Origin of the sequence: Mangrovicoccus algicola (genome assembly GCF_014903745.1) — a bacterium.
Lineage (GTDB): Bacteria > Pseudomonadota > Alphaproteobacteria > Rhodobacterales > Rhodobacteraceae > Mangrovicoccus > Mangrovicoccus algicola.
Map to the genome: position 1 here is coordinate 99,889 of NZ_JACVXA010000006.1, position 24,238 is coordinate 124,126.

Annotated in this window: 18 protein-coding genes, 1 tRNA gene and 1 pseudogene; 9 read left to right on the forward strand and 11 right to left on the reverse strand. The window is 66.5% G+C overall.

The window, feature by feature from the left end:
- Window positions 1-2: 2 nt before the first annotated feature.
- A complete protein-coding gene (locus ICN82_RS03245; protein ID WP_193179561.1) occupies window positions 3-164 on the reverse strand; it encodes a hypothetical protein in 162 nt (53 codons plus the stop codon).
- On the reverse strand, window positions 161-472 hold the full coding sequence (locus ICN82_RS03250) for a plasmid mobilization protein (RefSeq protein WP_193179569.1): 312 nt from the start codon (window positions 470-472) through the stop codon (window positions 161-163). Before ICN82_RS03250 ends, ICN82_RS03245 begins: the two co-directional genes overlap by 4 nt.
- A 165-nt stretch (window positions 473-637) precedes the next feature.
- Here ICN82_RS03250 and ICN82_RS03255 point away from each other — a divergent pair, with 165 nt between their 5' ends.
- The 3 genes from ICN82_RS03255 to ICN82_RS03265 all read left to right on the forward strand — a co-directional run bounded on the left by ICN82_RS03255 (window position 638) and on the right by ICN82_RS03265 (window position 5,788).
- Window positions 638-1,246, forward strand: coding sequence for a hypothetical protein (locus ICN82_RS03255; protein WP_193179571.1), 609 nt, complete (start codon window positions 638-640; stop codon window positions 1,244-1,246).
- A gap of 87 nt (window positions 1,247-1,333) precedes the next feature.
- On the forward strand, window positions 1,334-3,163 hold the full coding sequence (locus ICN82_RS03260; RefSeq protein ID WP_193179573.1) for a site-specific DNA-methyltransferase: 1,830 nt from the start codon (window positions 1,334-1,336) through the stop codon (window positions 3,161-3,163).
- Window positions 3,164-3,166: 3 nt separating this feature from the next.
- The gene (locus ICN82_RS03265) at window positions 3,167-5,788 is read left to right on the forward strand and encodes a DEAD/DEAH box helicase (protein WP_193179576.1); all 2,622 of its coding nucleotides are present in this window, start codon (window positions 3,167-3,169) and stop codon (window positions 5,786-5,788) included.
- Window positions 5,789-6,169: 381 nt separating this feature from the next.
- Here the strand turns inward: ICN82_RS03265 and ICN82_RS03270 are convergent.
- Window positions 6,170-6,259 (reverse strand) — tRNA-Ser (locus ICN82_RS03270).
- 351 nt (window positions 6,260-6,610) lie between these two features.
- On the opposite strand from ICN82_RS03270, the gene ICN82_RS03275 reads away from it, so the two are divergent.
- Complete coding sequence (locus tag ICN82_RS03275; protein WP_193179578.1) at window positions 6,611-8,116, forward strand: arylsulfatase; 1,506 nt, start codon at window positions 6,611-6,613, stop codon at window positions 8,114-8,116.
- A 151-nt stretch (window positions 8,117-8,267) separates the two neighbouring features.
- Here ICN82_RS03275 and ICN82_RS03280 read toward each other — a convergent pair whose 3' ends face one another.
- Together ICN82_RS03280 and ICN82_RS03285 are read right to left on the reverse strand one after the other, a co-directional pair.
- Complete coding sequence (locus ICN82_RS03280) at window positions 8,268-9,791, reverse strand: DegQ family serine endoprotease (RefSeq protein ID WP_193179579.1); 1,524 nt, start codon at window positions 9,789-9,791, stop codon at window positions 8,268-8,270.
- A 164-nt stretch (window positions 9,792-9,955) separates the two neighbouring features.
- The gene (locus ICN82_RS03285; RefSeq protein WP_193179580.1) at window positions 9,956-10,468 is read right to left on the reverse strand and encodes a c-type cytochrome; all 513 of its coding nucleotides are present in this window, start codon (window positions 10,466-10,468) and stop codon (window positions 9,956-9,958) included.
- Between the two features lie 136 nt (window positions 10,469-10,604).
- Here ICN82_RS03285 and ICN82_RS03290 point away from each other — a divergent pair, with 136 nt between their 5' ends.
- The gene (locus ICN82_RS03290; protein ID WP_193179581.1) at window positions 10,605-11,459 is read left to right on the forward strand and encodes a prephenate dehydratase; all 855 of its coding nucleotides are present in this window, start codon (window positions 10,605-10,607) and stop codon (window positions 11,457-11,459) included.
- A 39-nt stretch (window positions 11,460-11,498) separates the two neighbouring features.
- Here the strand turns inward: ICN82_RS03290 and ICN82_RS03295 are convergent, their stop codons facing one another.
- Together ICN82_RS03295 and nudC are read right to left on the reverse strand one after the other, a co-directional pair.
- Window positions 11,499-11,954: a hypothetical protein gene (locus ICN82_RS03295; RefSeq protein ID WP_193179582.1), complete on the reverse strand. Its 456-nt coding sequence runs from the start codon at window positions 11,952-11,954 to the stop codon at window positions 11,499-11,501.
- 12 nt (window positions 11,955-11,966) lie between these two features.
- Complete coding sequence (gene nudC, locus ICN82_RS03300; RefSeq protein WP_193179586.1) at window positions 11,967-12,953, reverse strand: NAD(+) diphosphatase; 987 nt, start codon at window positions 12,951-12,953, stop codon at window positions 11,967-11,969.
- Window positions 12,954-13,102: 149 nt separating this feature from the next.
- On the opposite strand from nudC, the gene ICN82_RS03305 reads away from it, so the two are divergent.
- The 4 genes from ICN82_RS03305 to ICN82_RS03320 all read left to right on the forward strand — a co-directional run bounded on the left by ICN82_RS03305 (window position 13,103) and on the right by ICN82_RS03320 (window position 17,787).
- Complete coding sequence (locus ICN82_RS03305) at window positions 13,103-15,028, forward strand: bifunctional 2',3'-cyclic-nucleotide 2'-phosphodiesterase/3'-nucleotidase (protein ID WP_193179588.1); 1,926 nt, start codon at window positions 13,103-13,105, stop codon at window positions 15,026-15,028.
- 125 nt (window positions 15,029-15,153) lie between these two features.
- Complete coding sequence (locus tag ICN82_RS03310) at window positions 15,154-16,158, forward strand: ABC transporter substrate-binding protein (RefSeq protein ID WP_193179590.1); 1,005 nt, start codon at window positions 15,154-15,156, stop codon at window positions 16,156-16,158.
- An 85-nt stretch (window positions 16,159-16,243) separates the two neighbouring features.
- Window positions 16,244-17,026 (forward strand): ABC transporter ATP-binding protein, encoded by a 783-nt coding sequence (locus tag ICN82_RS03315; RefSeq protein ID WP_193179591.1) that lies wholly within the window; start codon window positions 16,244-16,246, stop codon window positions 17,024-17,026.
- Window positions 17,023-17,787 (forward strand): ABC transporter permease, encoded by a 765-nt coding sequence (locus tag ICN82_RS03320; RefSeq protein ID WP_193179593.1) that lies wholly within the window; start codon window positions 17,023-17,025, stop codon window positions 17,785-17,787. Before ICN82_RS03315 ends, ICN82_RS03320 begins: the two co-directional genes overlap by 4 nt.
- Before the next feature lie 28 nt (window positions 17,788-17,815).
- Here the strand turns inward: ICN82_RS03320 and ICN82_RS03325 are convergent, their stop codons facing one another.
- The 4 genes and pseudogenes from ICN82_RS03325 to ICN82_RS03340 form a co-directional block, all read right to left on the reverse strand.
- Window positions 17,816-18,778: an alpha/beta hydrolase gene (locus ICN82_RS03325; RefSeq protein ID WP_193179595.1), complete on the reverse strand. Its 963-nt coding sequence runs from the start codon at window positions 18,776-18,778 to the stop codon at window positions 17,816-17,818.
- A gap of 83 nt (window positions 18,779-18,861) precedes the next feature.
- Window positions 18,862-22,620, reverse strand: a complete 3,759-nt coding sequence (gene cobN, locus ICN82_RS03330; protein WP_193179597.1) for a cobaltochelatase subunit CobN — start codon at window positions 22,618-22,620, stop codon at window positions 18,862-18,864.
- Window positions 22,620-23,711 (reverse strand): cobalamin biosynthesis protein CobW, encoded by a 1,092-nt coding sequence (cobW, locus tag ICN82_RS03335; protein ID WP_193179599.1) that lies wholly within the window; start codon window positions 23,709-23,711, stop codon window positions 22,620-22,622. Before cobW ends, cobN begins: the two co-directional genes overlap by 1 nt.
- Window positions 23,712-23,790: 79 nt before the next feature.
- Window positions 23,791-24,238 (reverse strand): annotated as a pseudogene (locus ICN82_RS03340) (hypothetical protein); the annotation flags it as partial.

A 24,238-nucleotide genomic window follows, 5' to 3' on the forward strand; every position in this document is an offset into this window, starting at 1 on the left:
GGTCAATCCTCCTGATGGGTATGGCGGGCGGCACGGCGGGCGCGGTAGCTCCGGCCCGCCCATGCGGCGACGTGAACCATGGCGGCAATGATGCTCATCATCAGCATGACAGCAGCACCGCCACCGACGGCGGATGCGGTGCGGACTCGGCTTCGGTCATTCATGCGGAAGCTCCTTCCCTGATTGTTGCGACTGCCTCCGACACCTGCGCAACGGCATGGGAAAGCTGCCGCTCATGGGCGGCGTCGAGGCGTCCCGACTTGTTCGCCGCCTTGGCGATCTGGTTGAGATTGTTGCCCACGCGATTGAGGGCGGCCACGGCCTCCGCCTCGATGTCAAATCGCTTGGCGGGCATCGGATAGCCGAGTGCCGCGAAGCGGCAGAATGTGGCGGCGCACAGGCCAGCGGCTTTTGCGCGGCGCACGATTTCGGACCTTTCGGCGTCGTGCAATTGCAGCTCAAGACGTTTCATCCTTTTCATATTTTTTTCCCGGAGCACGTAGTTGCGACCAATATCCGGGATAACCCGGAAAGCAGTTTTCCACGTATTTAAGACGTCGAAAACATTGCTTGCTTCTGTCCTTATATAGCATGAGGTGCTATGATACCATATCCTTTACCCGGAATGGAAAGTGGAATGATGCAATCGAGAGAATGGAGGAAGCTGGTTCGTAAGGTCGTCTTCTGGCACTTGGCCGCCTGGCCCGTGATTTACCTAGCGTGTCCAAAGGTGCTGCAGGGGAATCTTGGAGCCTATGCGAAAGGCAAGCTCTGGCTGGCCGAAGAACTTGAGGGGACAAATGACGCGCGAATGGCTGAGGTCCTGCACCACGAACTCTTTCACGGCAAGCTGGATGCATTCCGATATCAGGGGCGAGCAGTGGCGGGCATGTCGGTCGCGACCGCAATGCAGTACGCTGGCGAACTTGCTCCCAACTTGTATCGCGATGATTGGCGCGCCGACCTCCTGGAACATTATCGCACGCAGGTTCCGGAGGACTTCCTGGAAGAGTGCCTGGTGCGCCTCTGCTGTGATGTTCGCGCTGGGGAGGCGCTTGCGCTCCCAGATGATTTGTCTAGGTTTTGCCGCGCCATGTGTGTGCCACTCGGGGCGCGTTGGGCATTCGCGGGCGCCTTACCCTTCGCCGCGCCGAGCCTCTTGTTCGGCGTTCAGCGCCGGCCCTCGTGGAAGCCCCTTCCTGGTGAACCGGTCGCACCTGCTCCCGTCCTCCAGCAAAACTCATAGCTGGTAACGAACCGGGCTGGCAAAGTCTTGGTGGGACCGATAGCTTGCCGCAAAACACTAGACTAAGTAGGCAGTGCGGAGTGCATCATGACCGAGCTTTATTTCAAGGGCAAAGAATTTGTTTACAACCACCATTTGACGGTGCCGCATCGCCCGTTGGAAATGCACGCTGACAAAGGAATTGGCGATCCGCGCCTGGATGGAAACCTGATCCTGCAAGGTGATAACCTGCATGCCCTGAAAGCTCTCCTGCCGATTTACGCTGGGAAAGTAGACTGCATCTTTATCGACCCGCCTTATAATACCGGGCATGAGGGTTGGGCCTATAGCGATAATGTAAATGCACCGATGATAAAGGAGTGGCTGGAAAGCAATCCCATCGGAATTGATGACGGACTTCGTCATGACAAATGGTGCGCGATGATGTGGCCTAGATTGCGCCTCTTGTGGGAGTTGTTGTCGGAGACTGGCAGCATTTGGATCACCATAAGCGATATCGAAATGCATCGCATGCGCAACATTATGGACGAGATTTTTGGTAAGGCAAATTTCATAGCGACTGTCGCATGGCAAAAAAAGCAGTCGCCTCAATCTGATGCAATCAATATTTCCGACATGCACGACTATGTAGTAGTTTATGCGAAGCGCGCCAAAGAAGATAAGAAAGACACCAGTGGGTGGCAAAGGCGGCTCATAGCTATGTCTGATGGGCAATCCGCGAATTATGGCAACCAAGATCAAGATGAGCGAGGCCCCTGGACCGATTCAGACTACACTTGCAACAAAACCGCCGATGAACGCCCCAATCTATTCTATCCTATTATCAATCCCAATAATGGTGAAGAGGTGTGGCCTTCTCGGACGCGAGTCTGGGCCTTTGAAGAAAAGACACACAAGCAGAACGAAAAGGAAAAGCTAATTTGGTGGCCTCCCACCAGAAGCAAACCGCGGATAAAGACTTTTTTGAAAGAAGGTGAAGAGACGGGATCCGTCCCTGGGACATGGTGGCCGCGTAATCTTGCTGGAGACAATCAAGAATCCAAGCGAGAGCTAATTGATATTTTCGGTCATGTGCCGTTCAATTTTCAAACACCAAAGCCTACGAGGCTGATTAAAAAGATCCTAGAGGTGGCGACGGCAAAAGACTCTCTCATCCTAGATAGCTTCTCTGGATCGGGAACCACGGCCCAAGCAGTCTTGGAGGCGAACAAGATCGACGGAGGTGAACGTCGTTTCATTCTGGTGGAGATGGAAGAGTACGCCGACAAGCTCACAGCCGAGCGAGTTCGCCGTGTGATGGCTGGATACGATTTCAAAGGCACTCAAAGCACGGAATTGCTGCGAGAAAAGCTCAACTGGAAGAAGCTTCAGAACTTCCAGAAAATCGAAGAGCAGGTTGAGAAGATCGAAAACCTGCACCGTCATGAGTACGATAAGGTCAAAAAAACCGTCAAAGACGGTGAGTTGATTGTGACCGGCGAGAAGAAGGTTGATCAACGGGCCGAAGGCTTGGGTGGCGAGTTCACATATTGCACGCTCGGCGCACCTATCGAGATGGATAAGATCCTGACCGGTGAGACCCTTCCGCCCTTCGTTGATCTGGCGACGGTTCTCTTCCACACCGCCACCAACCTGCCTGGTGATCCTGCCAAGGTGGATGCTGAGAAGTTCTTCATGGGTGAGGCCAACGGCCAGATGCTTTGGCTGGTCTACAAGCCCGAGCTGGATTGGCTCAAGACGCCGGACGCGGCCTTGTCGCTGTCCTTTGCCCGCAAGATCGCCGAAGAGCACCCGAAGGCGCGGCACCTGGTCTTTGCGCCCGCCAACCACACCAACCCCAAGATGCTCGCGAAGGAAGGGCTAAAGGTCGAATTCGCGCCGCTGCCCTACGCCCTGTATCGCGTCGAGAAGGCATAAGGCATGCGCACGCTTGATTACCAAGAGCGCGTGATGAAGGCGCTCGATACCTACCTTGCGGAACTGAAAACGCAGAAGGCCAAAGCGGATCAGGTCGAAGCTGTCGCTGCGGCAAATCCCGGCATTGAGATACCTATTCCTGATTTCGCGGCAGCAACTTGGGAAGAGCTGCGGAAGCAAACGGGGTTCCTGCCCACGCGGTTAGACAAGAAGACCAAAGACCCGATCCCGTTCTCTGAACGGAAGGACGGGATTGGTCGGTCAGTGCCCAATATCACACTGAAAGTACCTACGGGCGGCGGCAAGACCTATCTCGCCGTCAACTCGATCTCTCGCATCCTAGGAAGCTACATAGGTTCGAACAGCGGCTTTGTGCTCTGGATCGTCCCGAACGAAGCCATCTACACCCAGACTCTTCGTCGCCTGAAGGATCGACAAGATCCTTATCGCCAAGTGCTGGATCGGGCGGCAGCTGGTCGCGTGAAGATCATGGAGAAGAATGATCGCCTGGATCGGCGCGACATTGACGCCAATCTCTGCGTTATGGTGCTGATGCTGCAATCGGCCAACCGTGAGACCCAGGACAGCTTGAAGATGTTCCGGGACCGTGGCGACGTTCATGGCTTCACGCCAATCGCACAGCAAGACAAACACGCGGAACTTCTTGAAGCGATACCAAATCTTTCGACCTACGATCACGGCGACGCAGTTGTGCCGTGGGCGATGGTCAAAGACAGCTTGGGGAATGCGCTACGGATTATCCGACCGATTGTCGTGGTCGATGAAGGACAGAAGGCCGTGTCTGAACTGGCCTTCAAGACCCTGTACGGATTCAATCCTTCTTTCGTGCTCGAGCTGACGGCAACGCCGAAAGATGTCGCTCCGTCGGCTACGAAGACAGGTCGATATGCAAACCTGTTGGTTGAGGTGACGGGCAAGGAGCTAGATCAGGAAGGCATGATCAAGATGCCCCTGAACCTCGATCCTCGGCAAAGCTCTGATTGGCACTCAACCCTTGATGTCGGCGTTACCAAGCTGCGCGAAGTCCAGGCTGCGGCAGAGGCATACGAAGCTGATGGCGGGGACTACATTCGCCCTATCATGTTGGTTCAGGTCGAGCGCACGGGTGACGATCAGCGCGAGGGCGGGTTCATCCATGCCTTAGATGTGATGGACCGGCTGAAACAACTTGGCTTCGATGAGGCTGAGGTCGCCATAAAAACGGCCCAGAGAAACGACCTAAAAGAGCCAGAGAATCAGGATCTTCTTTCGCCCACCAACAGGGTGCGCGTCATCATCACCAAGCAGGCGCTGCAAGAGGGCTGGGACTGTCCGTTTGCTTACGTTCTATGCTCGTTGGCCGCCAGTAGCAATATGAGCGCCATGACCCAGCTTGTGGGGCGCATTCTTCGTCAGCCCTACGCGCACAAGACCGATGTTCCAATTCTGGACGAGTGCCATGTCGTGACGCATCACGCAGGAACAAGTGATGTGATCAAAGCCATCAAAGATGGGCTGGAGAAAGACGGCTTGTCTGACCTCGTGGTCACCACTCCAGGTGGCGAAGGGAGCGGGTCAAAGACTGGGATTGCGCGCGACGTTGCGCGACGTGACATCTTCGATCAGAAGGACATTTATCTGCCGAAAGTCCTCTGGGTCGAAGCGTCGGAAACTCGCGATTTCGATTACGATACAGACCTTCTGTCGCAGATCGACTGGACGAACTTCAAACCTGACGAGATGGTGAAGAAACTTCCGGCGAACCCGACGGAAGTAACGTCGCAGTTGCAACGCTTCAGTCTCAGTGGTCCTGATGGCAAAATCGTCAATGAGGACGGCGATGTTATCTCCGAAAGCATGGTGTTCGATCCGGTTTTTGTCACCAGATCTATTTCGGACATCGTTCCGAACGCCTTTACCGCACGCGGTATCGTGTCTGATCTGCTCGTTGCTCTGGATGGCGTTGGTTACGACGCGGAAAAGCGGGGCAAACATGCCGGATTGATCCTGACGGAATTACGTAAGGCTTTGGAGGCGATGCGCTCCGCGACAGCCGAAGCGCTGTTCAGGTCTCTGGTCGGGTCCGGTGAAATCCAGTTCCGTTTGCGTGTGGATGGCCGGAATTGGCAGATGCCGTCCAAGGACATCACGCTTCAGCCCTCTAATTCTGCACCTCTGCTGAACGACAAGCATCAGCCCATGGCGAAGAGCCTTTTCGAACTGAACTACCGGGCTGACTTCAATGATGATGAAGCAAAGGTGGCCGTTCACCTGGACGGAGCAGCTACGGTGACCTGGTGGCACCGAAACGTCGCGAGGCATCAGTACGGCCTGCAAGGTTGGAGAAGAGGCCGTATTTACCCGGACTTCGTGTTCGCGGCGAGCACCGCCAACGGAGGCAAGCGACTGGTTGCCTTGGAGACCAAAGGCGATCAACTCGCCGGAAATCTAGACACGGCGTACAAGAAGAGCGTCCTGGATGTCCTTACGGACGGCTTTGCGTGGGAGCACACTCCACCGGCAGGCCAAATGCAATTAGTGAATGATGACGGTTCTGTTGTCGAATGTGCTCTGGTCTTGATGAGCGACATTGATGCGAAGTTGCCTGACTTGATCGACCCATAGCGGAAAGAAAAGAAGGTGTTGATGCCGACACGCTCGCAAGATGATCGGGCTAGCTCCCACCGTGCAACGGTGGGGGATTGGCGCGAGTAGCGCCAGCGAGATTTGTCGGCGTCAAGCGCAGAGTAAAGGTTTCGCGCACCGACGAGCCCGGCCCGCCGCAGGAGGGGAGAAAATGCAGGCCAGTGACTGCGTTTTCAGGGTGCAGGAGGGAACAGGAAGTTTGTCTTGTCCAGGGCGCCAGCCCTAGACGGAACTTTCTGTGTGCTGAATACCCGAGGTAGACACCTTGTTTTAGTCGCCTTCACGATGACATGCTGGATGGCATGCGGATCGACTTCTCATAATTAATTCTCAAGAAAATCAATCACTTACGGTGGTAAGTGGCGGAGACGAAGGGATTCGAACCCTCGAGACCCTTCCGGGCCTACTCCCTTAGCAGGGGAGCGCCTTCGACCACTCGGCCACGTCTCCGCCGACGCGTATAGCCCAGCAAGTCATGGATATACAAGGCAGAAACTCCATTTTCTTCGCCTTTCGGACACCTAACCCCAAGGCATTGAAATCGCTAAGAAAGGCCGTATCTACCTCCTGTTTGCCGCGCGTTTGCGGGGGAAGCGCGGCGCATCCGGAGGGGCGGGGAAATGGCGCCGCGCGGTGGGCCCCGACCGGCCATCCGCCCCGCTTCGGGTCACGGCATCCAAAGCCCCCCGGCCTCGTCGCGACACGCCGGGATGCGACCCGTCGGAGCGGAACGATAAACCTTTCGATCTTACCCCAGCAGCATGTAGCCTGTCCCCGGGTGATCAAACAGGAGGGACCCCTATGAAACGCATGACGGGCCTGATCACGGCCCTGACCCTCGCCGCCGGCGCAAGCCAGGCCCAGGAGGGCGAGAAACCCAATATCCTGGTCATCATGGGCGACGATATCGGCTGGTACAATACCAGCGCCTACAATCTGGGGGTCATGGGATACCAGACGCCCAATATCGACAGCATTGCCCGCGACGGCATCCTGTTCACCGATGCCTATGGCCAGCAGAGCTGCACCGCCGGGCGCGCCGCCTTCATCACCGGCCAGTCGCCCAAGCGCACGGGCCTGCTGAAGATCGGCATGCCGGGCGATCCGATCGGACTTCAGCCCGAGGATCCCACCATCGCGGAAATGCTGAAGCCGATGGGCTATGCCACCGGGCAGTTCGGCAAGAACCACCTGGGCGACCTGGACGAGTTCCTGCCGACCAATCACGGCTTCGACGAATTCTTCGGCAATCTCTACCATCTCAATGCCGAGGAAGAGCCGGAGAATCCCGACTATCCGCAGGACCCGGAATTCCGGGAAAACTTCGGCCCGCGCGGCGTGCTGAAGGCCACGGCGGATGGCGAGATCGAGGATACCGGTCCGCTGACCAGGAAGCGGATGGAGACGGTGGACGAGGAATTCCTGACCGCGGCCGTCGATTTCATCCAGCGCCAGGAGGAGTCGGATACGCCCTGGTTCGTCTGGTTCAACACCACGCGGATGCATATCTTCACCCATCTCAAGGAAGAGAGCCAGGGCGCCACGGGTCTGGGCATCTATGCCGACGGCATGGTCGAACATGACGGCATGATCGGCGAGCTGCTGGGCAAGCTGGACGAGATGGGCGCCGCCGACAACACCATCGTCATCTACACCACCGATAACGGCGCCGAGAAATTCAGCTGGCCCGATGGCGGCACCTCGCCCTTCCGCGGCGAGAAGGCCACCACCTGGGAAGGCGGGACCCGCGTGCCCTTCATGATCAAGTGGCCCGGACATATCGAGGGCGGCCAGATCTCCAACGAGATCCTGTCGCTGGAGGACATGTTCCCGACGCTGGTCGCCGCGGCGGGCGAGCCGGAGATCAAGGAGAAGCTGCTGGAAGGCTACCAGGCCGGGGACAAGAGCTTCAACGTCCATCTCGACGGCTACAACCTGCTGCCCCACCTGACCGGGCAGGCCGGCGAGGGGGACGCCTGGCCGCGCAACCAGTATTTCGCCTGGGTCGATGACGGCACCCTGGGCGCGGTGCGCTTCGGCCGCTACAAGGCCAATTTCAGCACGCAGGAGCATGAGGGCGTCGATGCCTGGTTCGAAGGCCAGACCGCGCACAAGGCCCCGATCTTCATCGACCTGCGCGCCGATCCCTTCGAGATGGCCCCCGAAACCTCGTCCTATTACGACGACTGGATCGTGCGCCGCATGTTCGCCATCGCCCCGACGGTGGAGATCGTGAAAGAGCACATGGCCACTTTCGAGGACTATCCGCCGCGTCAGGAATCGGGCTCTTTCACGCCCAAGCAGTGAGGCGCCACGCATCACGGAACGGGGCCGCCTTGCCGGGCGGCCCCTTTTTCTTTTCCGCTTTTGCCTCTGCTCCCGCCATTGCCCGCATCCCGCAACGCGAAGGGGCGCCCCGAAGGACGCCCCTGCATGGGTCGGGAGGGACCGGCGCGGATCAGTTCCCGTCCAGCGCCAGCGCCACAAAGCGCGGCTGATCGGCCCGGCGCACCAGCAGCAGCAGAGACTTGCGCCCGGCATCCTTCGCCGCGGCGATCTGCGCCTCCAGCGCGGCAAGATCGGCGACCGGGACCTGGCCCGCCTCGGCGATCACGTCCCCTGCCCGGATGCCCTTGGCGAAGGCGTCGCCCGCCTCGTCGAGATCGCGCACCACCACGCCCTCGGCCGTGTCGGACAGGCCCAGTTCCTGGCGGATCTCGTCGGTCATGGTCGACAGGGTCATGCCCAGGATCTCGCCCTCGGAGGCGGGCGCCTCCTGGGTCATGGCGGCGGGCACGGCCTCGGCGGTCTCGCGGCGGCCCAGAGTGACATCAAGCGCCACCTCGTTGCCCTCGCGGATCACCGTGACGGGCACGGTCTTGCCGACGGTGGTGTCGCCGACCTGGCGGACCAGGCTGCGGGTATCCTCGACAGGGCGGCCGTCGAAGGCGGTGATGACATCGCCCGACTGCATCCCGGCCTCCAGCGCCGGGCCTTCGGGCACGTCGGTGACCAGCGCCCCCTCGGCCGAGGCCAGACCCAGCGCCTCGGCCAGCTGTTCGTCGACATCCTGGATCCGCACGCCCAGCCAGCCGCGGCGCGTCTCGCCGTATTCCTGCAGCTGGTCCACGACGCGCGACACGACATTGGAGGACATCGCGAAGCCGATCCCGATGGAGCCGCCATTGGGGGACAGGATCGCGGTATTCACGCCGATCACGTCGCCTTCCATGTCGAAGAGCGGACCGCCGGAATTGCCGCGGTTGATGGCGGCATCGGTCTGGATGAAGTCGTCATAGGAGCCCTGAAGCGCCCGCGCCTTGGCCGAGACGATGCCTGCCGAAACCGAGAAGCCCTGCCCCAGCGGGTTGCCCATGGCCATGACCCAGTCGCCGACGCGCATCGCCTCGCTGTCGCCGAATTCGACGAAGGGCAGATCCTCGTCGCTCTCGACCTTCAGCAGCGCGATGTCGGTCTTGGGATCGGTGCCCACCACCTCGGCATCCAGCGTCCGGCCCGAGAAGAACTCGATCGAGATCTCGTCGGCGCTCTCGATGACGTGGTTGTTGGTGACGATATAGCCGTCGGGCGAGATCACGAAGCCCGACCCCAGGGCCTGGCCCCGGCGCTGCCGCTGCTCGTCCTGGCGCGGGTTGTTGAACTCGCGGAAGAATTCCTCGAAGGGCGAGCCTTCGGGAAACAGGTTGCCCGGGCCGGATGGCTGCGCGGCGATGACGGTGGTCGTGGTGATGTTCACCACCGCGTCGCTGACATGCTCGGCCAGGTCGGCGAAACTGTCCGGCGCGCTGCGCGCCTGGCCCGCCTGCGGGGCCCCGATGGCCAGCGAAAGACCGAGGGCAAGCGCCCAGACGAAGCGTCCGGACTGGCGAGTCCATGTGGAGATTTCGGTGCTCAAAAGCGCCTCCTTGAGATGATGCCCGCGCGGCCTGCCGGCCGCGCTATCCGCCGCGAATGCGCGCATGATAGCCCAGACCGTCCCCCTGTGGGCAAGAGCTTGCCGAAAACATAACCGTCACGCATTCATCACTTCCCTGCGACGCTTTCCGGCAGGACCGGCCTGTGGAAAGGTCATGAGAAAAGGGCGGCCCCGGGGCCGCCCGCAAGAGATCCGCCGGGGCGTCCGGCTCAGGGCACGGATTGCAGATAGGCCACCAGGTCGGCGCGGTCCTCGATCTTCTTGAGCCCGGCGAAGGCCATCTTGTTGCCCGGGATGTAGCCTTTGGGATTTTCCAGCCAGTGATCCAGCGCCTCCGGCGTCCAGTCGCCGCCATGTCCGGCCAGCGCGTCGGAATAGGCGAAGCCCTCCACCCCGCCGATGGCGCGCCCGACCACGCCATCCAGATGCGGACCGGTGCCATTGGTGCCGTCAAGCTTGTGGCAGGCCCTGCACTTGGCATAGACCCTCTCGCCCGATGCCGGATCGGCGGAGGCCAGCAGGGTGGCGAAATCGACCTGCTCCTCCGGCGCGGCGTCGCCCTCCTCGGCGCCGGTGTCGATCACATAGGCCTGTTCCCCCTCCGCGCCATGTCCGCCGCCGGTGTGATACAGCAGCTCTCCGGCCCAGCCGCCGAGCAGGAAGACCAGAAAGGTCCCGCACAGCCCCGCCGCCACCTTGGTGAATGTCATCGTGTCGAACATTCGCTCCCCCTGGGTTTCGTTGACCGACTGTAGCGGCTTACATCCGTTCACATCAAGGTGTAGGTCCGCCTCGGAACGCGCAATCTGCATGTCTGCGACGGCGCCTTCCGCAGAAGACCACAGAAGGAATGAAGGCATGGCAAACTACATCGCGTTCCAGGGGGAACCCGGCGCCTATTCGCATCAGGCCTGCCGCGAGGCGCGCCCGGATCACCAGCCCCTGCCCTGCCGGACCTTCGAGGACGTCTTCGACGCGATGCATTCGGGCAAGGCGCAGCTGGCGCTTCTGCCGATCGAGAACACCACCTATGGCCGCGTCGCCGATATCCACCGGCTGCTGCCGGGATCGGGGCTGCACATCATCGACGAGGCCTATGTGCGGGTGCATATCAACCTGCTGGCGGTGAAGGGCGCGACGCTGCGCGAGGTGAAGACCGCGCGGTCGATGTCGGTCCTGCTGGGGCAGTGCAGCGAGTTCCTGCGCGCCAACGGCATCGAGGGCGAGAACTGGTCCGACAATGCCGGCGCGGCGCGCGACGTGGCGACGCTGGGCGAGCGCTCGGTGGCGGCGCTGGCCTCGGAACTGGCGGGCGAGATCTACGGGCTCGACGTGATCGCGCGCCATATCGAGGACCAGTCCAACAACACCACCCGCTTCCTGGTCATGGATCACCACCCCGACCATTCCCGCCGCGGCAGCCACGGGATGATCACCTCCTTCATCTTCCAGGTCCGCAACATCCCCGCCGCGCTCTACAAGGCGATGGGCGGTTTCGCGACCAACGGCGTCAACATGACCAAGCTGGAAAGCTACATGGTCGGCGGCTCCTTCACCGCGACCCAGTTCTTCGCCGAGATCGAGGGCCATCCCGAGGATGCCGCCGTCATGCGCGCGCTGGACGAACTGCGCTACTTCACCTCGCGGGTGGAGATCATGGGCGTCTATCCGGCCGCCGCCCGGCGCCGGGAGATCGCCCTGGCCGGGGAATGACCCCTGCCCCGGTCCCGCGGCGGCGGGACCGGCGGCCGCTCAGGCCAGGCCCAGGCGGCTGCGGGTGAAGGCAGTGATGCGTCCGTGCAGCTTCTGCTCGACCCTGTGCTGCGCCACGCGCAGCGGCTGCAGCATCAGGCGCCCGGCAATGCCCCGCGCGGCGATGGCGATGTCATAGGCGATGGTGCAGCTTTCCGGCCCCGCCGCCGCGATGTCGATCACCACCTCGCCATGGATGCCGTCGGATTCATAGGCCAGCACCATGCCGCGATCGGGACGGATCTGCGTCACGCGCAGCGTGACGTTGCGGTGAATGCCCTTCACCCCGACCCCCAGTTTCCAGATGGTGTCCGTCCCGTCGGGCCAGCCGGGCGTGACCTCGTTCACCTGCACGCCCTGGCTGCGCAGGATGCGGGTCAGCCCCTCCGGGTCGGCCAGCGCGGCATGGGCCGCCGCGGCGGGCACCGGATAGGTCTCTTGGCTCCTGAGATTCATCTCATGTCTCCGTCAGGCGGCAGGGGGAAGGGTCGGACCGGGCGACAGCAGGTCCAGCCGGTCCGCAAGCCAGTGGTCCAGGACAGCCCGGGCAATCGCCCCCGGCCTGGCCGGGGCAATCAGGGGATGGGCGCCGCGGAAGGCCTGGGCGAGCTCCTCGCGGCTGATCCAGCGGGCATCCTCCAGCTCCTCGGGATCCAGCGTGATCTCCTCGTCCAGCGCCTCCGCCGTCCAGGCGGTCATCAGCTGCGTGGGAAAGGGCCAGGGCTGGCTGGCAAGATAGCGCACCGCGCCGACCCGGATGCCGGCCTCCTCCAGAACCTCGCGGCGCACCGCCGCCTCGGGCGTCTCGCCCGGTTCGACGAACCCCGCCAGCAGCGAATACATGCCCGGCGGCCAGGGCGCGTTGCGCCCCAGCAGGACCCGGTTGCCGCGCGTCACCAGCATGATGACCACCGGATCGGTGCGCGGGTAATGCTCGGCCCCGCAGGCGGGGCAGCGGCGGGTCCAGCCCCCCGCGGCCATGGCCGAACCCGTGCCGCAGCGGGCGCAGAACCCGTGCGTGCCGTGCCATTGGGTCAGCGCCCGCGCCAGCGCCGCGATCTCCGCCTCCCGCGGGCCGAGCCGTGTCATCACCGCGCGCAGCTCGGCAAAGCGGGTGCCGGAGGGAAACAGGGGATGCGCCTGCTCGGAGAGATCCGCGAAGCGGTCGAACCCCTCCGCCTGCGCATCGGCCGCCTGCCAGTCCGGCAGGTCGCAGGCGAAGACCGGCGCGCCCCCGGACAGCCCCAGGAAGATCATCGCCGCGCCCGCGGGGGCCAGCCCCGGGGCCTGCGGATGCAGCCATCCCAGCCGGTCGGCCGGATCGCCCGCAACCAGCACCTTGCCCCGCCACAGCGGCAGGACCCGCGCCTCCGCGCGCCGCAGCAGCCCTGCAGCCTCCCCGCGCAGATGCGCGGCCCGGTCCAGGTCGCTTCCCTCAAAGCAGTAACTTTTCATGAGCGCAAAGCTATCTCCGGGCCGCGCGGTTTCATCGGCGTCCGAATGACACAGGCACGCCGCGCTTGCAAACCGCGGCCTGCTGCGGCCCTTATGGGACTGCCCCGGCCAGCACCCCGGCTGCGGGAACGCCGCTTGCAGGAGACGCCGTGACGCAGAGCCCTTCCCCGCCCCCGATCGCAGGCGCGCCGCGGATCAGCCTGCGGCTGCTGGGACTGACCGATCTGCATGCCCATCTGCTGGGCCATGATTACGAAACCGGGCGGGCGCAGCCGGGCACGGGGCTGGCGCGGCTCGCGACGCTGATCGCCCGGCTGCGCGCCGAGGCCCCGGCCTGCCTGCTCTTCGACAATGGCGACACGCTGCAGGGCACGGCGCTCGGCGACTGGGCGGCGGAGGCGGCCGCAGAGGGCCGCGCCCACCCGATGATCCGGGCGCTGAACCAGCTGGGCGTGGATGCCGCGACGCCCGGCAATCACGATTTCAACTACGGGCTCCCCTTCCTGGACGCGGCCGCGCGGCAGGCGCGCTATCCGCTGGTCTGCGCCAATGTGCTGACCCGCCGCGGTGCCGTCCCGGCGGCGGACGCCACGCTGCTGCCGCCCTGGGTCATCCTCGAGCGCGACCTGCCCGACCAGAGCGGCGCGCGCCACAGGCTGCGCATCGGCGTCATCGGCGCGCTGCCGCCGCAGATCCTCGACTGGGACCGCCGCATCCTTGCCGACCGGGTGCAGCTGCGCGGCATCCGCGAGGCGGTAGCCGGGCACCTGCCCGGGATGCGCGCCGCGGGGGCCGATCTCGTGCTGGTGCTGAGCCATTCGGGCCCCGGTGCCGACAGCGACGAGCCGATGCTGGAACAGGCGGCCACCGCGCTGGCGCGGCTGCCGGGCGTGGACGCGATCATCGCCGGGCATTCGCATGCGGTCTTCCCGCCGCCCGGGGCGCCGCCCGGTGCCGACAGGGTGCATGGCACGCCGCTGGTGCAGCCGGGATTCTGGGGCTCGCATCTGGGGGTGATCGACCTGGACCTCGTTCCCGCGCCCGGCGGCGGCTGGCAGGTGGCCGGGGCGCGCAGCCGCGCCCTTCCTCCCGAAGAGCCGGACGGGACGCCCCTGCCCGAGGATCCGGGCATTCTTGCCGCCGCCCGTCCCGCGCATCGCGCCACGCAGGCCTGGCTGGACCGCCCGGTCGGGCGCAGCCGGACGCGCCTGCACAGCTACCTGTCCCTGGCCGGTCCCGATGCCGCCCAGGCGGTGGTGGCCGAGGCGCAGGGCGCGGCGCTGGCGGCGCTGATCGCCGATACGGACCATGCCGGGCTGCCGCTCCTCTCGGCGGTATCCCCCTTCAAGAGCGGCGGCCGGGCCGGGCCGGATTTCTACACCGACGTGCCCGAGGGCCCCCTCTCGCTGCGCCATGTGGCCGATCTCTACGCCTATCCCAACAGCCTCTGCGGCCGGGTCATCACCGGGGCCGAGCTGTGCGAATGGCTGGAACGCGCCGCCAGCATCTTCCTGCAGATCCGCCCGGGCCGACGCTGCCAGCCGCTGGTGCCGCCCCGCCAGCCCGGCTACGAATTCGACACGCTCTTCGGCGCGCGCTACGCGATCGACCTGTCCGGCCCGCCCCGCTACGACGCGGCAAGCGGCGTGCTGGCCGACCCGTCCGCCCGGCGCATCCGGGATCTGCGCATCGACGGACGCCCCGTCGCCGTGCAGGACCGGATGGTCGTTGCGACCAACAACTACCGGCTGGGCGGCGGCGGCAACTATCCCGGCCCGGCGGCCGGCCCCGTCATCGCGGAGACCTCCCAGGCGCTGCGCGGCATCCTGGCGGCGCATCTGGCCGAGCGTCCCGCCGCCCCGCTCGCGGATCCTCCCTGGCATTTCGCGGCGATCCCCGGGGCAAGCGCCGTGCTGGAGACCTCGCCCAGGGTGCGCGACCTCCCCGCGGATCTCGCCCGGCTGCGCCTCGCCGACCTGGGCGACACGCCCGAGGGCTTCGCCCGGTTCGAACTGCCCTTCACCGGGGCCCCGGGCTTCTCCGGCCGCCCGCTGGCAAAGCAATCCGCCCGCTGATTGTGCACAATCCCGACCCGCCAGCGTATTTCATCTGCCGCGGCATCCGCCGCGCCTGACAGCCGCCGCCGCCCGCGTCACCGTCGGTCCATCCGTCACAACCCGGAGGGGAGGTTCTTCCGATCATGTTCCTGCGTGCCACGATCCTGACTGCCGCGCTCGGCCTCGGCGCCATCGCCGCCCAGGCCGAAACCCAGGTGCAGCTTGCGCTGGACTGGAAGTTCGAGGGCCCCGCCGCGCCCTATTTCGCCGCCATCGACAACGGCCATTTCGCCGAGGCCGGTCTGGCCGTCGAGGTGCTGGCAGGCCAGGGCTCGCTCGACGCGATCCCGAAAGTCGCCACCGGCGCCTATCCCTTCGGCTTCGCCGACATCAACAGCCTGATCAAGTTCAAGGACCAGAATCCCGACGCGCCGGTCGTCATGGTGATGATGACCTATGACAAACCGCCCTTCGCCGTCATCGGCCGCAGGAGCCTGGGCGTCGAGGCGCCCAAGGATCTCGAGGGCAAGGTGCTGGGCGCGCCGCCCCCCGACGGCGCCTGGGCGCAGTTCGTCCCCTTCGCCGGCGCCAGCGGCATCGACATGGAGAAGATCACGGTGGAGCCCGTCGGCTTCCCCACCCGCGAGCCGATGCTGGCAGAGGGCAAGGTGGCGGCAGTGACCGGCTTCAACTTCTCCTCCTATCTGAACCTCGTGCGGCTGGGCGTGCCCGAGGACGACATCTCCACGATCCTGATGGCCGATCACGGGCTGGAGCTCTACGGCAACGGCATCATCGTCAACACCGATTTCGCCGCGGCCAATCCCGAACTGGTCAAGGGCTTCCTCGCCGCCGTCGCGGCCGGCTGGACCGACGCGATCGCCGATCCGGCGGCCGGCGCCGCGATGGTGATCGAGCGCAACCCGGCAGGCGATCTCGACCTCGAGACCCGCCGCCTGCAGATGGTCATCGACGCCAATGTCGCGACCCCCTGGGTGGCCGAGCACGGCATGGGCGGGATCGACCCCGACCGGTTCGAGCGCGCCCTCGTGCAGATCGGCGAGACCTACGACTTCGCCGAGGCGCCCGATGCCTCGGCCTATTTCACCGATGCCTACCTGCCCGAGGGCGGCTTCCCGCTCCGGTGAACCCACCCCGCGGGGCGCGCATTCCGCGCGCCGGCACCGTCCCGCCCCGGGCTTGACCCGGGGCCTCCTTCCCTCGTGAGCCGCCATGTCCGCCGAGATCGAGCTTCGCGCCGTCACCCATGCCTACCGCACCGAGACGGGTCCCCTGCCGGTGCTCCGCCATCTCGACGTGAAGATGCCGCCGGGCAGCTTCACCGCCTTCGTCGGCCCCTCGGGCTGCGGCAAGTCCACGCTGACCAAGCTGATCGCCGGGCTGATGCGCCCCGACGAGGGCCAGGTCTGGCTGGGCGGCCAGATGGTACGCGCGCCCCGCGCGACCGTCGGCATGGCCTTCCAGAACCCGGTCCTGCTGGAATGGCGCTCGATCCTGTCGAATGTGCTGCTGCCCCTGGAGATCGTGCCCAACACCCTGTCGCGCGCCGCGCGGCTCGACCGCGCCCGCGAATTGCTGGCGCTGGTGGGCCTGTCGGAATTCGAGGAGAAGCGCCCCTCCGAGCTCTCGGGCGGCATGCGCCAGCGCGCCTCGCTCTGCCGCGCGCTGGTCCACCGCCCCGAAGTGCTGATCCTCGACGAGCCCTTCGGCGCGCTCGACGCCTTCACCCGCGAGGATCTGTGGCAGACCATGGCGCGGCTGCGCGCCGAGGAAAGGTTCACCGCCGTGCTGATCACCCATGACCTGCGCGAAAGTGTGTTTCTCGCCGACGAGATCGTGGTGATGTCCGCGCGCCCGGCGACGATCCAGTACCGCATGGCAAGCCGCCTGCCCGCCGCGCGCGACCTCGACATCCTCTACACGCCCGAGGCGGTGGAGATGCTGGCCACGCTGCGCCGCCAGATCCAGATCGCCCAGGGGCGGGACGCGGCATGACCCTCCTGCGCAAGATCGCCGTCCCGCTCGGCGCCATCCTGGTCTTCCTGCTGCTGTGGGAATGGCTGGTCTGGGCCAAAGGCTGGCCCGATTACAAGATGGCCTCGCCCTCCGACCTCTGGCCCGCCTTCTGGAAATACCGCTGGCTGTTTCTCGAAAACGGCTGGCAGACGCTGTGGCGCACGGTGGCGGGGCTGCTGCTGGCGGTGGTGGCGGGGACCGGCATCGGCATGGTGATGGGCTTCTCGCGGCTGGCGCGCGAGGCGCTCTATCCGCTGCTCGTCGGCTTCAACGCCATCCCCAAGGCGACGGTCGTGCCGATCATGGCGCTGATCTTCGTCGGCCGGCACGATTTCAACACGATCATGATCGCCTTCATGATCTCCTTCTTCCCGATCGCGGTCTCCGTCTCGATCGGGCTGTCGACGCTGGAGCCCGAATACCGCGACATCCTGCGCGCCCTGGGCGCCTCGCAGCTGACGGTGTTCCGCAAGATCGCCCTGCCCAAGACCCTGCCCGAATTCTTCGGCGCGCTGAAGGTCTCGGTCACGCTGGCCTTCATCGGCACCAACCTGATGGAGATCGTCTCCCCCCACGGCCGCGGCCTCGGCGCGCTGTTCGACAGCGGCAAGATCAGCGCGGATTACCCCCTGATGTTCGCGGTGCTGATCGCCTTGGCGTTCCTGGGGATCGTGCTCTACTATATCGTGGTGGCGCTGGAGAAGGTGTTCGCAGGCTGGGCGGAACGGGCACCCGGTTAGGGCCGGGCGCCCCGGGACCGGTGCAGGCTCAGACCAGCCCGTGACGTTTCGCGAAGGGCAGCCACAATTCCAGGTGCACCAGCGGCTGTTCGGGGATCTGGATGCCATGCCCGCCGGTCTCGAACAGGTGCAACTCGGTCGGGATTCCGCGATCGCGCAGCGCCTCGGCCAGCTGGCTGCTGTTCTGCGGCGGCACGAACGGATCGTTCAGCGAATGCGCGAGGAAGGTCGGCGGCATGTCCGGGGGCACGTTCAGTTCCAGCGATGCCGCGCGCTGCGACGCGATATCCTGCGGGTCCTCGCCGAACATCTCCGTGCGCGATCCGCCATGGGCGTAATCGGGCATCATCGTCACGACGGGAAAGAACAGCCCCGCCAGCATGGGGCGCAGATCGGCGGTGTCGATCTCGTCCACCGGCTCATAGGCCGCGCGGGCGAACCGCTCGGCGGTCCAGCCGGCGACATGACCCCCCGCGGAGAACCCCGCCACCGCCACCCGGGCCGGGTCGATGCCGAAATCGCCGGCATTGTGCCGGATGAAACGCAGCGCGCGCTGGCCGTCCTGCAGCGCGACCTCCGGCCCCGCCGCCCAGGGATCGGCAGGCAGCCGGTAGGTCATGATGAAGGTGGTGAATCCCTGATCCTCGAACCACTGGTCCTCGCGCCCGCCCGCGCGGCTGACGGCCACCCGGCGATAGCCGCCGCCGGGCATCATCAGCACCGCCGCCCCGTTGGGTGTGCGGGGCCGACGCACCATCAGGATCGGGTCGCGCACATGCAGCGCGGCCGTGTCATTCGGATCGCCGCCCGGGCTGCGCAGGATCCATTCCTCCGCCGCCTCCACAGCCGCGCCGCCCGGTGCCCCCTCCGGCCAGAGCCGGTAGCTTTCCAGAGGCTGTTTCAGCTTCGGCACGGTCTGCCCGTCCGCCAGCGACAGACGGGGCGACAGCGCAGCCATCGCCGCCGCGCCGAGCAGGGTACGTCGATCCATTCAGGTCTCCTCCCAGAGTGTGGACTCGGTCGCAGGCTATGGGTTCAGGCGATCTCGTCAACCTGAAACGGAATCCTGGACCTTTATTTTCGGAATGTAATTTCGTTTTCTGAACGGGGTTCAGGCGCCGCCCCTCGCCCGTCCTGCATCCCCTCCACCACCCCCCTCGCCGAATTCGACCGCGGCACCCACATGCCGCGCTCCATCGCCTCGCCGAAGCGGGCGGCCATTTCTCGCAGGGCGGGGCCATTCGCCGCCTCGAGGAAGTCGCGCACCGTGTCGTCGCCCAGATAGGCCTCGAAGACCAGGTCGAAATGGTGGCCCTTCACCGCGCCCGTCGTCGCCGCGAAGGCGAAAAGGTAGTCGACCGTCGCGGCCATCTCCGCCGCGCCCTTGTAGCCGTGGCGCATCGCCCCGGCGATCCATTTGGGATTGGCCGCGCGGGCGCGGACGACCCGGGCGATTTCCTCGTCCAGCGTGCGGATGCGCGGGGTCTCGGGGCGGGAATGGTCGGGGTGATAGCTGACCGGTGCGGCGCCGCGCAGCGCCTCCACCGTCGCCGCCATCCCGCCCTCGAACTGGTAGTAATCGTCGGAATCCAGCAGGTCATGCTCGTGATTGTCCTGGTTCTGGACGACCGCCTCCGCCTGGCCCAGGCGGCGGGCGAAATCGGCGCGCGCCGCGCGGCCCTCGGCGCCGCCGCCATAGGCATGCCCGCCCCAGTCCAGGAAGCTCTCTGCCAGATCGTCCCGGTCGCGCCACAGCCCGTCCTCCAGCATCGCCTGCAGCCCCGCGCCATAGCCGCCGGGCGCCGCGCCGAAGACCCGCGCCCCGGCCCGGTCCGCGCCGGTCTCGGCCGCCTCGGCGCGGAACCTTGCCGCGGCGGGGTTCTCGGCCTCCGGCTCCTCCAGCGCCATCACCGCGCGCGCCGCCGAATCCACCAGGTCCATCTGCGCCGGAAAGGCGTCGCGGAAAAAGCCCGAGACCCGCAGCGTCACATCCACCCGCGGCCGTCCCAGCGCCGAGAGGGGAATGATCTCGAAGCCGGTGACGCGGCCGGACATTTCCTCCCAGACGGGTTTCACCCCCATCAGCGCCAGCGCCTGGGCCACGTCATCGCCGCCGGTGCGCATGTTCGAGGTGCCCCAGGCGCTCAGCGCCATCGCGCGCGGCCAATCGCCCTGGCGCTGCAGGTAATCCTCGACCAGCAGCGCGGCGGATTTCCATCCCAGCGCCCAAGCGGTGCGGGTGGGCAGCGCGCGGCTGTCGACGGAGAAGAAGTTCCGCCCCGTCGGCAGCACGTCGAGCCGCCCCCGCGTCGGCGCCCCCGACGGCCCCGGCGCCAGGAACCGCCCCTCCAGCGCCCGCAGCAGACCAGCCATCTCGGCCGCGCCCGCGCCTTCGACCGCCGGACGGATCCGCCCGGCGATCTCGGCCATCACCGCGGCGGAGGCCGGGCCGGGCGCCGCGGCGGGCAGCTCCACCAGCCGCGCCGCCAGATCCTCCAGCCGCTCCACCGTGTCCCCGGCCGTGCGCCACGGATCCTGCCCGGACAGCTCCCGCGGGCGCGGCCCGCTCCATGCGGCGGCCATGTCGCAATCCAGCGGATCGAAGCCCAGCCCCAGATCGGCGGCAAGCGCCCGCTGCAGCGAGGCATCGCCGCCCCGGCCCGCCCCGCGCGGCACCCGGGCCAGCGCAAGGATCAGGTCGCGCGCCAGCCGTCCAGCGGGCGCCCGGCCGAAGACATGCAGCCCGTCGCGGATCTGGCTTTCCTTCAGCTCGCACAGATAGGCATCCAGCCGCGCCAGCCGCGCATCGTCATCGCCCAGCCCGGCCAGCCCCGCATCCTGGTCCAGCCCCGTGGCCGAGACCATCGACAGGATCTCGCGGCGCAGATGGGTGATGCGGCGGGCATCGACCCCGGCGGCCTGGTAATATTCGTCGACAAGCGCCTCCAGCGCGCGCAGCGGGCCGTAGCTCTCGGCGCGGGTCAGGGGCGGGGTCAGGTGATCGACGATCACCGCCGCCGCGCGGCGCTTGGCCTGGGTGCCTTCGCCGGGATCGTTGACGATGAACGGATAGACATGCGGCACCGGTCCCAGCGCGATCTCGGGAAAGCAGTCCTCCGACAGCGCCAGCGCCTTGCCCGGCAGCCATTCGAGGTTGCCGTGCTTGCCCATATGCACGATCGCATGGGCGCCGAAGGACCCGCGTAGCCACAGGTAGAAGGCCAGGTAGCCATGCGGCGGCACCAGGTCGGGGGCGTGATAGGTCTCCTCGGGGTCGATGTGATAGCCCCGCGCGGGCTGCAGGGCGACCACCACATTGCCGTGCTCCAGCACCGGCAGGGCAAAGGCGCCATGCTCGACGAAAGGGTCCTCCGCCGGGGCGCCCCAGCGCGCCTCGATCCGCGCCCGCGCCGCCGCGGGCAGGGTCCGGTACCAGTCCAGGTAGTCCTGCAGCGCCAGGCGCACGCCGCCGCGCCGCGACACCCGGTCGGTCCGCCAGCTGGACGGCCCCGCAAAGACAGCCGCCATCAGCGCGGCACTGTCGGTCGGCGGATCGGTCACGCGATACCCCGCCGCCGCCAGCGCCCCCAGCACGGCGACCGTCGCCTCGGGCGTGTCCAGCCCCACGCCGTTGGCCAGGCGCCCGTCGCGATTGGGATAATTGGCCAGGACCAGCGCCACGCGCCGCTCTGCCGGGCGGGCCCGCGCCAGCGCCACCCAGTTCGCCGCCAGCTCGGCGACGAAGGCCACCCGCCCGGCATCGCCGCGATAGGCCGCGATCCGGCATTCGGTGGCTGCATCATGCCAGGCCTCGTCCTTGAAGCTGATGGCGCGCGACAGGATGCGGCCGTCGATCTCGGGCAGGGCCACGTTCATCGCCACGTCGCGCGCCGCCAGCCCGCGGGCGGAGTCCGCCCAGGCCTCGCGGCCGCCGCCGGACAGCACGATCTGCAGCACCGGCGCGCCGGGCGCGTCCAGCACCGTATCGGGCCGCGCCCCCTGCCATTGCGCCGGGTCCGGCGAGGAGACGGCGAAGGAGGTGGCATTCAGCACCAGATCCGGCGGGGCGGCGGCGAAGATCCCCTCCAGCGTCGCGATGCTGACCGGGTCCTTCAGCGAGGCGACGAAGACCGGCAGCGGATTCAGCCCGCGCGCCTGCAGCGCCGCGACCATCTGCGTCACCGGGTCCAGCCCGGCCCCCGCCAGAAGCGCCCGGTAGAAGACCAGCGCCACGACCGGGGCCTCTGCCTGCCAGTGGCCCCGCAGGTCATCCGGCCCCGTCACCCCCTGCCCCGGCCACCAGCAGCCCGCCCGCAGCAGCGGCTGCGCCGCGGCCGGGCGCGGGCCCTGGCCGATCAGATGCGCGCAGAATTCCAGGAAGGCCGCCGCATTGGCCGGGCCGCCCTCGCGCAGATAGGCGCCGAGCGCCTCCCAGTCGGCCCGCGACACGGTGGAGAGCGCGAAAAGCTCCTCGTCGGGACGGTCGCAGCCGGGCAGCAGCGCAAGGGAGATCCCCGCCGCGCCCAGCCGCGCGGAAAGCTGCTCCAGCGCGTAGCGGAAATAGCCGACCCCGCCCAGCACCCGCGCCACGACCAGACGGGCGCCGAGGCAGGTCTGCTCGATATAGGTGTCGACGGTGAAGGGATGGGACAGCCAGCCCATATTGGCCAGGCGCAGCCCCGGCGGGTCGGCCATGGCGGCGCGCGCCGCGCTGAGCGCCGCCAGGTCGGTATCGGCCGCCGACAGGAAGATCACATCGGCCGGGCTCTGCCCCGGATCGACGGGCTCGGTGCCGTCATTGACGGCGCCGGGCTGCGCGGCAAGCAGATGCATCAGGCGGGCTCGGTCACGGCCCCGAGGGCGGCGGCGATCGCCGCGCGGTCCAGCCCCGCCATGCCGATGACCACCAGCCGCGTCCCCCGCGCCTCGCCCGGGGCGAAGGGCCGGTCGAAATGGCTTTCCACCCGCGGCCCCACCGCCTGCAGCACCAGCCGCATCGGCTTGCCCGCGACGGCGGCAAATCCCTTCACCCGCAGCAGGTCATGCGCCGCGATGACCCGAGCAACCAGCGTTTCCAGCGCCGCGGGATCGGCCGCCTCGGGCAGGTCCACCACGAAGCTCTCGAAGGCGTCATGGCCGTGATCATGGTGATGATCGTCGTGATCGTCCCCATGGTGGTCGTCATCATCGTCATGGTGATGGTGGTGGTGGTGCAGTTCGTGGCGCGCGGACATGTCGTCCTCGGCGCCCATCTCCAGCCCCAGCAGCACGGCCGGATCCACCGCGCCGCGGGCGGTCGGGATCACCTGGACGCCCTTGCGCACCTGCGCCGCGAGGCGGGACGCCAGCGCGGCCGGATCATCCATCAGATCGGCCTTGTTCAGCAAGACCATGTCGGCACAGGCCAGCTGGTCCTCGAAGAGTTCCGACAGCGGCGTCTCGTGATCCAGCCCGTCATCGGCGGCGCGCTGGCGGTCCACGGCCGCCTCGTCGGCGGCAAAGCGGCCTTCGGACAGCGCCGGGCCGTCGACCACGGCCACCACGCCGTCGACGGTGACGCGGGTCCGGATCGCGGGCCACTGGAAGGCGCGCACCAAGGGCTGCGGCAGGGCCAGGCCCGAGGTCTCGATGACGATATGATCGGGGGCGGGATCGCGCGCCAGCAGGCCCTCGATGGCGGGGACGAAATCCTCGGCCACGGTGCAGCAGATGCAGCCATTGGACAGCTCGATCACGTCATCCTCGGCGCAGCCCTCGATGCCGCAGCCCTTGAGGATGCCGCCATCGACGCCCAGGTCGCCGAATTCGTTGACCACCAGCGCGATGCGGCGGCCATTGGCGGTCTCGATCAGGTGGCGGATCAGCGTGGTCTTGCCCGCCCCCAGGAAACCGGTGACGACGGTCGCGGGAATCTTCTGGGCCATGGCGCTTCTCCTCTGTCCGGGCTCGGCGCATTTGTCGGCAGGCCGCCGGCGCTGTCAAGGAAGCCCGGGACCGGCCGGGTCATTCCGCCGCCGCCCCGGAGGGAACCGCCGCGAGCGGATCATCGCCCAGCACCCAGACCCCGCCGATGCCCGCCGCGGGATCGGAGGCCGCGACCACCCGGCTGGCGGAACCGCCGATCAGGACCATCCCCGCCGCGCGCATCTGCGCCGGGTCGAGCGCGTCCAGCGTGCTCAGCCGCGGCGCCGCCCCGCCGGCGCCCTCCAGCAGCACCGGAACCGTGCCGGAGCGATGTGCGCGCAGACAGGCCAGCGCCTCGGCGGCCGGCGCCTCCCCTCCGGCGGCATCGGCCGGGACCGTCAGCGCCAGTGGCAGATCCGCGGCGGCAAGGGCCTCCAGCCGCCGCGGCCCGGCAGGCAGGCTGACCCGGCAGGAATCGGTGCCCAGGAAGGCCCCCGCCCGGGCCGAGAGCCGTTCCGCCCGCCCTGCCCCGGGCCGCAGCCTCAGC

Excerpts from the sequence above, each read along its gene's own strand:
- ICN82_RS03280 (WP_193179579.1), bottom strand. The coding sequence starts at position 9,791 with ATGCGCGCATTCGCGGCGGATAGCGCGGCCGGCAGGCCGCGCGGGCAT.
- ICN82_RS03325 (WP_193179595.1), bottom strand. The coding sequence starts at position 18,778 with ATGGATCGACGTACCCTGCTCGGCGCGGCGGCGATGGCTGCGCTGTCG.
- cobW (WP_193179599.1), bottom strand. The coding sequence starts at position 23,711 with ATGGCCCAGAAGATTCCCGCGACCGTCGTCACCGGTTTCCTGGGGGCG.
- ICN82_RS03295 (WP_193179582.1), bottom strand. The coding sequence starts at position 11,954 with ATGAATCTCAGGAGCCAAGAGACCTATCCGGTGCCCGCCGCGGCGGCC.
- ICN82_RS03250 (WP_193179569.1), bottom strand. The coding sequence starts at position 472 with ATGAAACGTCTTGAGCTGCAATTGCACGACGCCGAAAGGTCCGAAATC.
- ICN82_RS03265 (WP_193179576.1), top strand. The coding sequence starts at position 3,167 with ATGCGCACGCTTGATTACCAAGAGCGCGTGATGAAGGCGCTCGATACC.
- ICN82_RS03255 (WP_193179571.1), top strand. The coding sequence starts at position 638 with ATGATGCAATCGAGAGAATGGAGGAAGCTGGTTCGTAAGGTCGTCTTC.
- ICN82_RS03315 (WP_193179591.1), top strand. The coding sequence starts at position 16,244 with ATGTCCGCCGAGATCGAGCTTCGCGCCGTCACCCATGCCTACCGCACC.
- ICN82_RS03320 (WP_193179593.1), top strand. The coding sequence starts at position 17,023 with ATGACCCTCCTGCGCAAGATCGCCGTCCCGCTCGGCGCCATCCTGGTC.
- nudC (WP_193179586.1), bottom strand. The coding sequence starts at position 12,953 with ATGAAAAGTTACTGCTTTGAGGGAAGCGACCTGGACCGGGCCGCGCAT.
- ICN82_RS03285 (WP_193179580.1), bottom strand. The coding sequence starts at position 10,468 with ATGTTCGACACGATGACATTCACCAAGGTGGCGGCGGGGCTGTGCGGG.
- ICN82_RS03275 (WP_193179578.1), top strand. The coding sequence starts at position 6,611 with ATGAAACGCATGACGGGCCTGATCACGGCCCTGACCCTCGCCGCCGGC.
- ICN82_RS03310 (WP_193179590.1), top strand. The coding sequence starts at position 15,154 with ATGTTCCTGCGTGCCACGATCCTGACTGCCGCGCTCGGCCTCGGCGCC.
- ICN82_RS03290 (WP_193179581.1), top strand. The coding sequence starts at position 10,605 with ATGGCAAACTACATCGCGTTCCAGGGGGAACCCGGCGCCTATTCGCAT.
- ICN82_RS03260 (WP_193179573.1), top strand. The coding sequence starts at position 1,334 with ATGACCGAGCTTTATTTCAAGGGCAAAGAATTTGTTTACAACCACCAT.
- cobN (WP_193179597.1), bottom strand. The coding sequence starts at position 22,620 with ATGCATCTGCTTGCCGCGCAGCCCGGCGCCGTCAATGACGGCACCGAG.
- ICN82_RS03245 (WP_193179561.1), bottom strand. The coding sequence starts at position 164 with ATGAATGACCGAAGCCGAGTCCGCACCGCATCCGCCGTCGGTGGCGGT.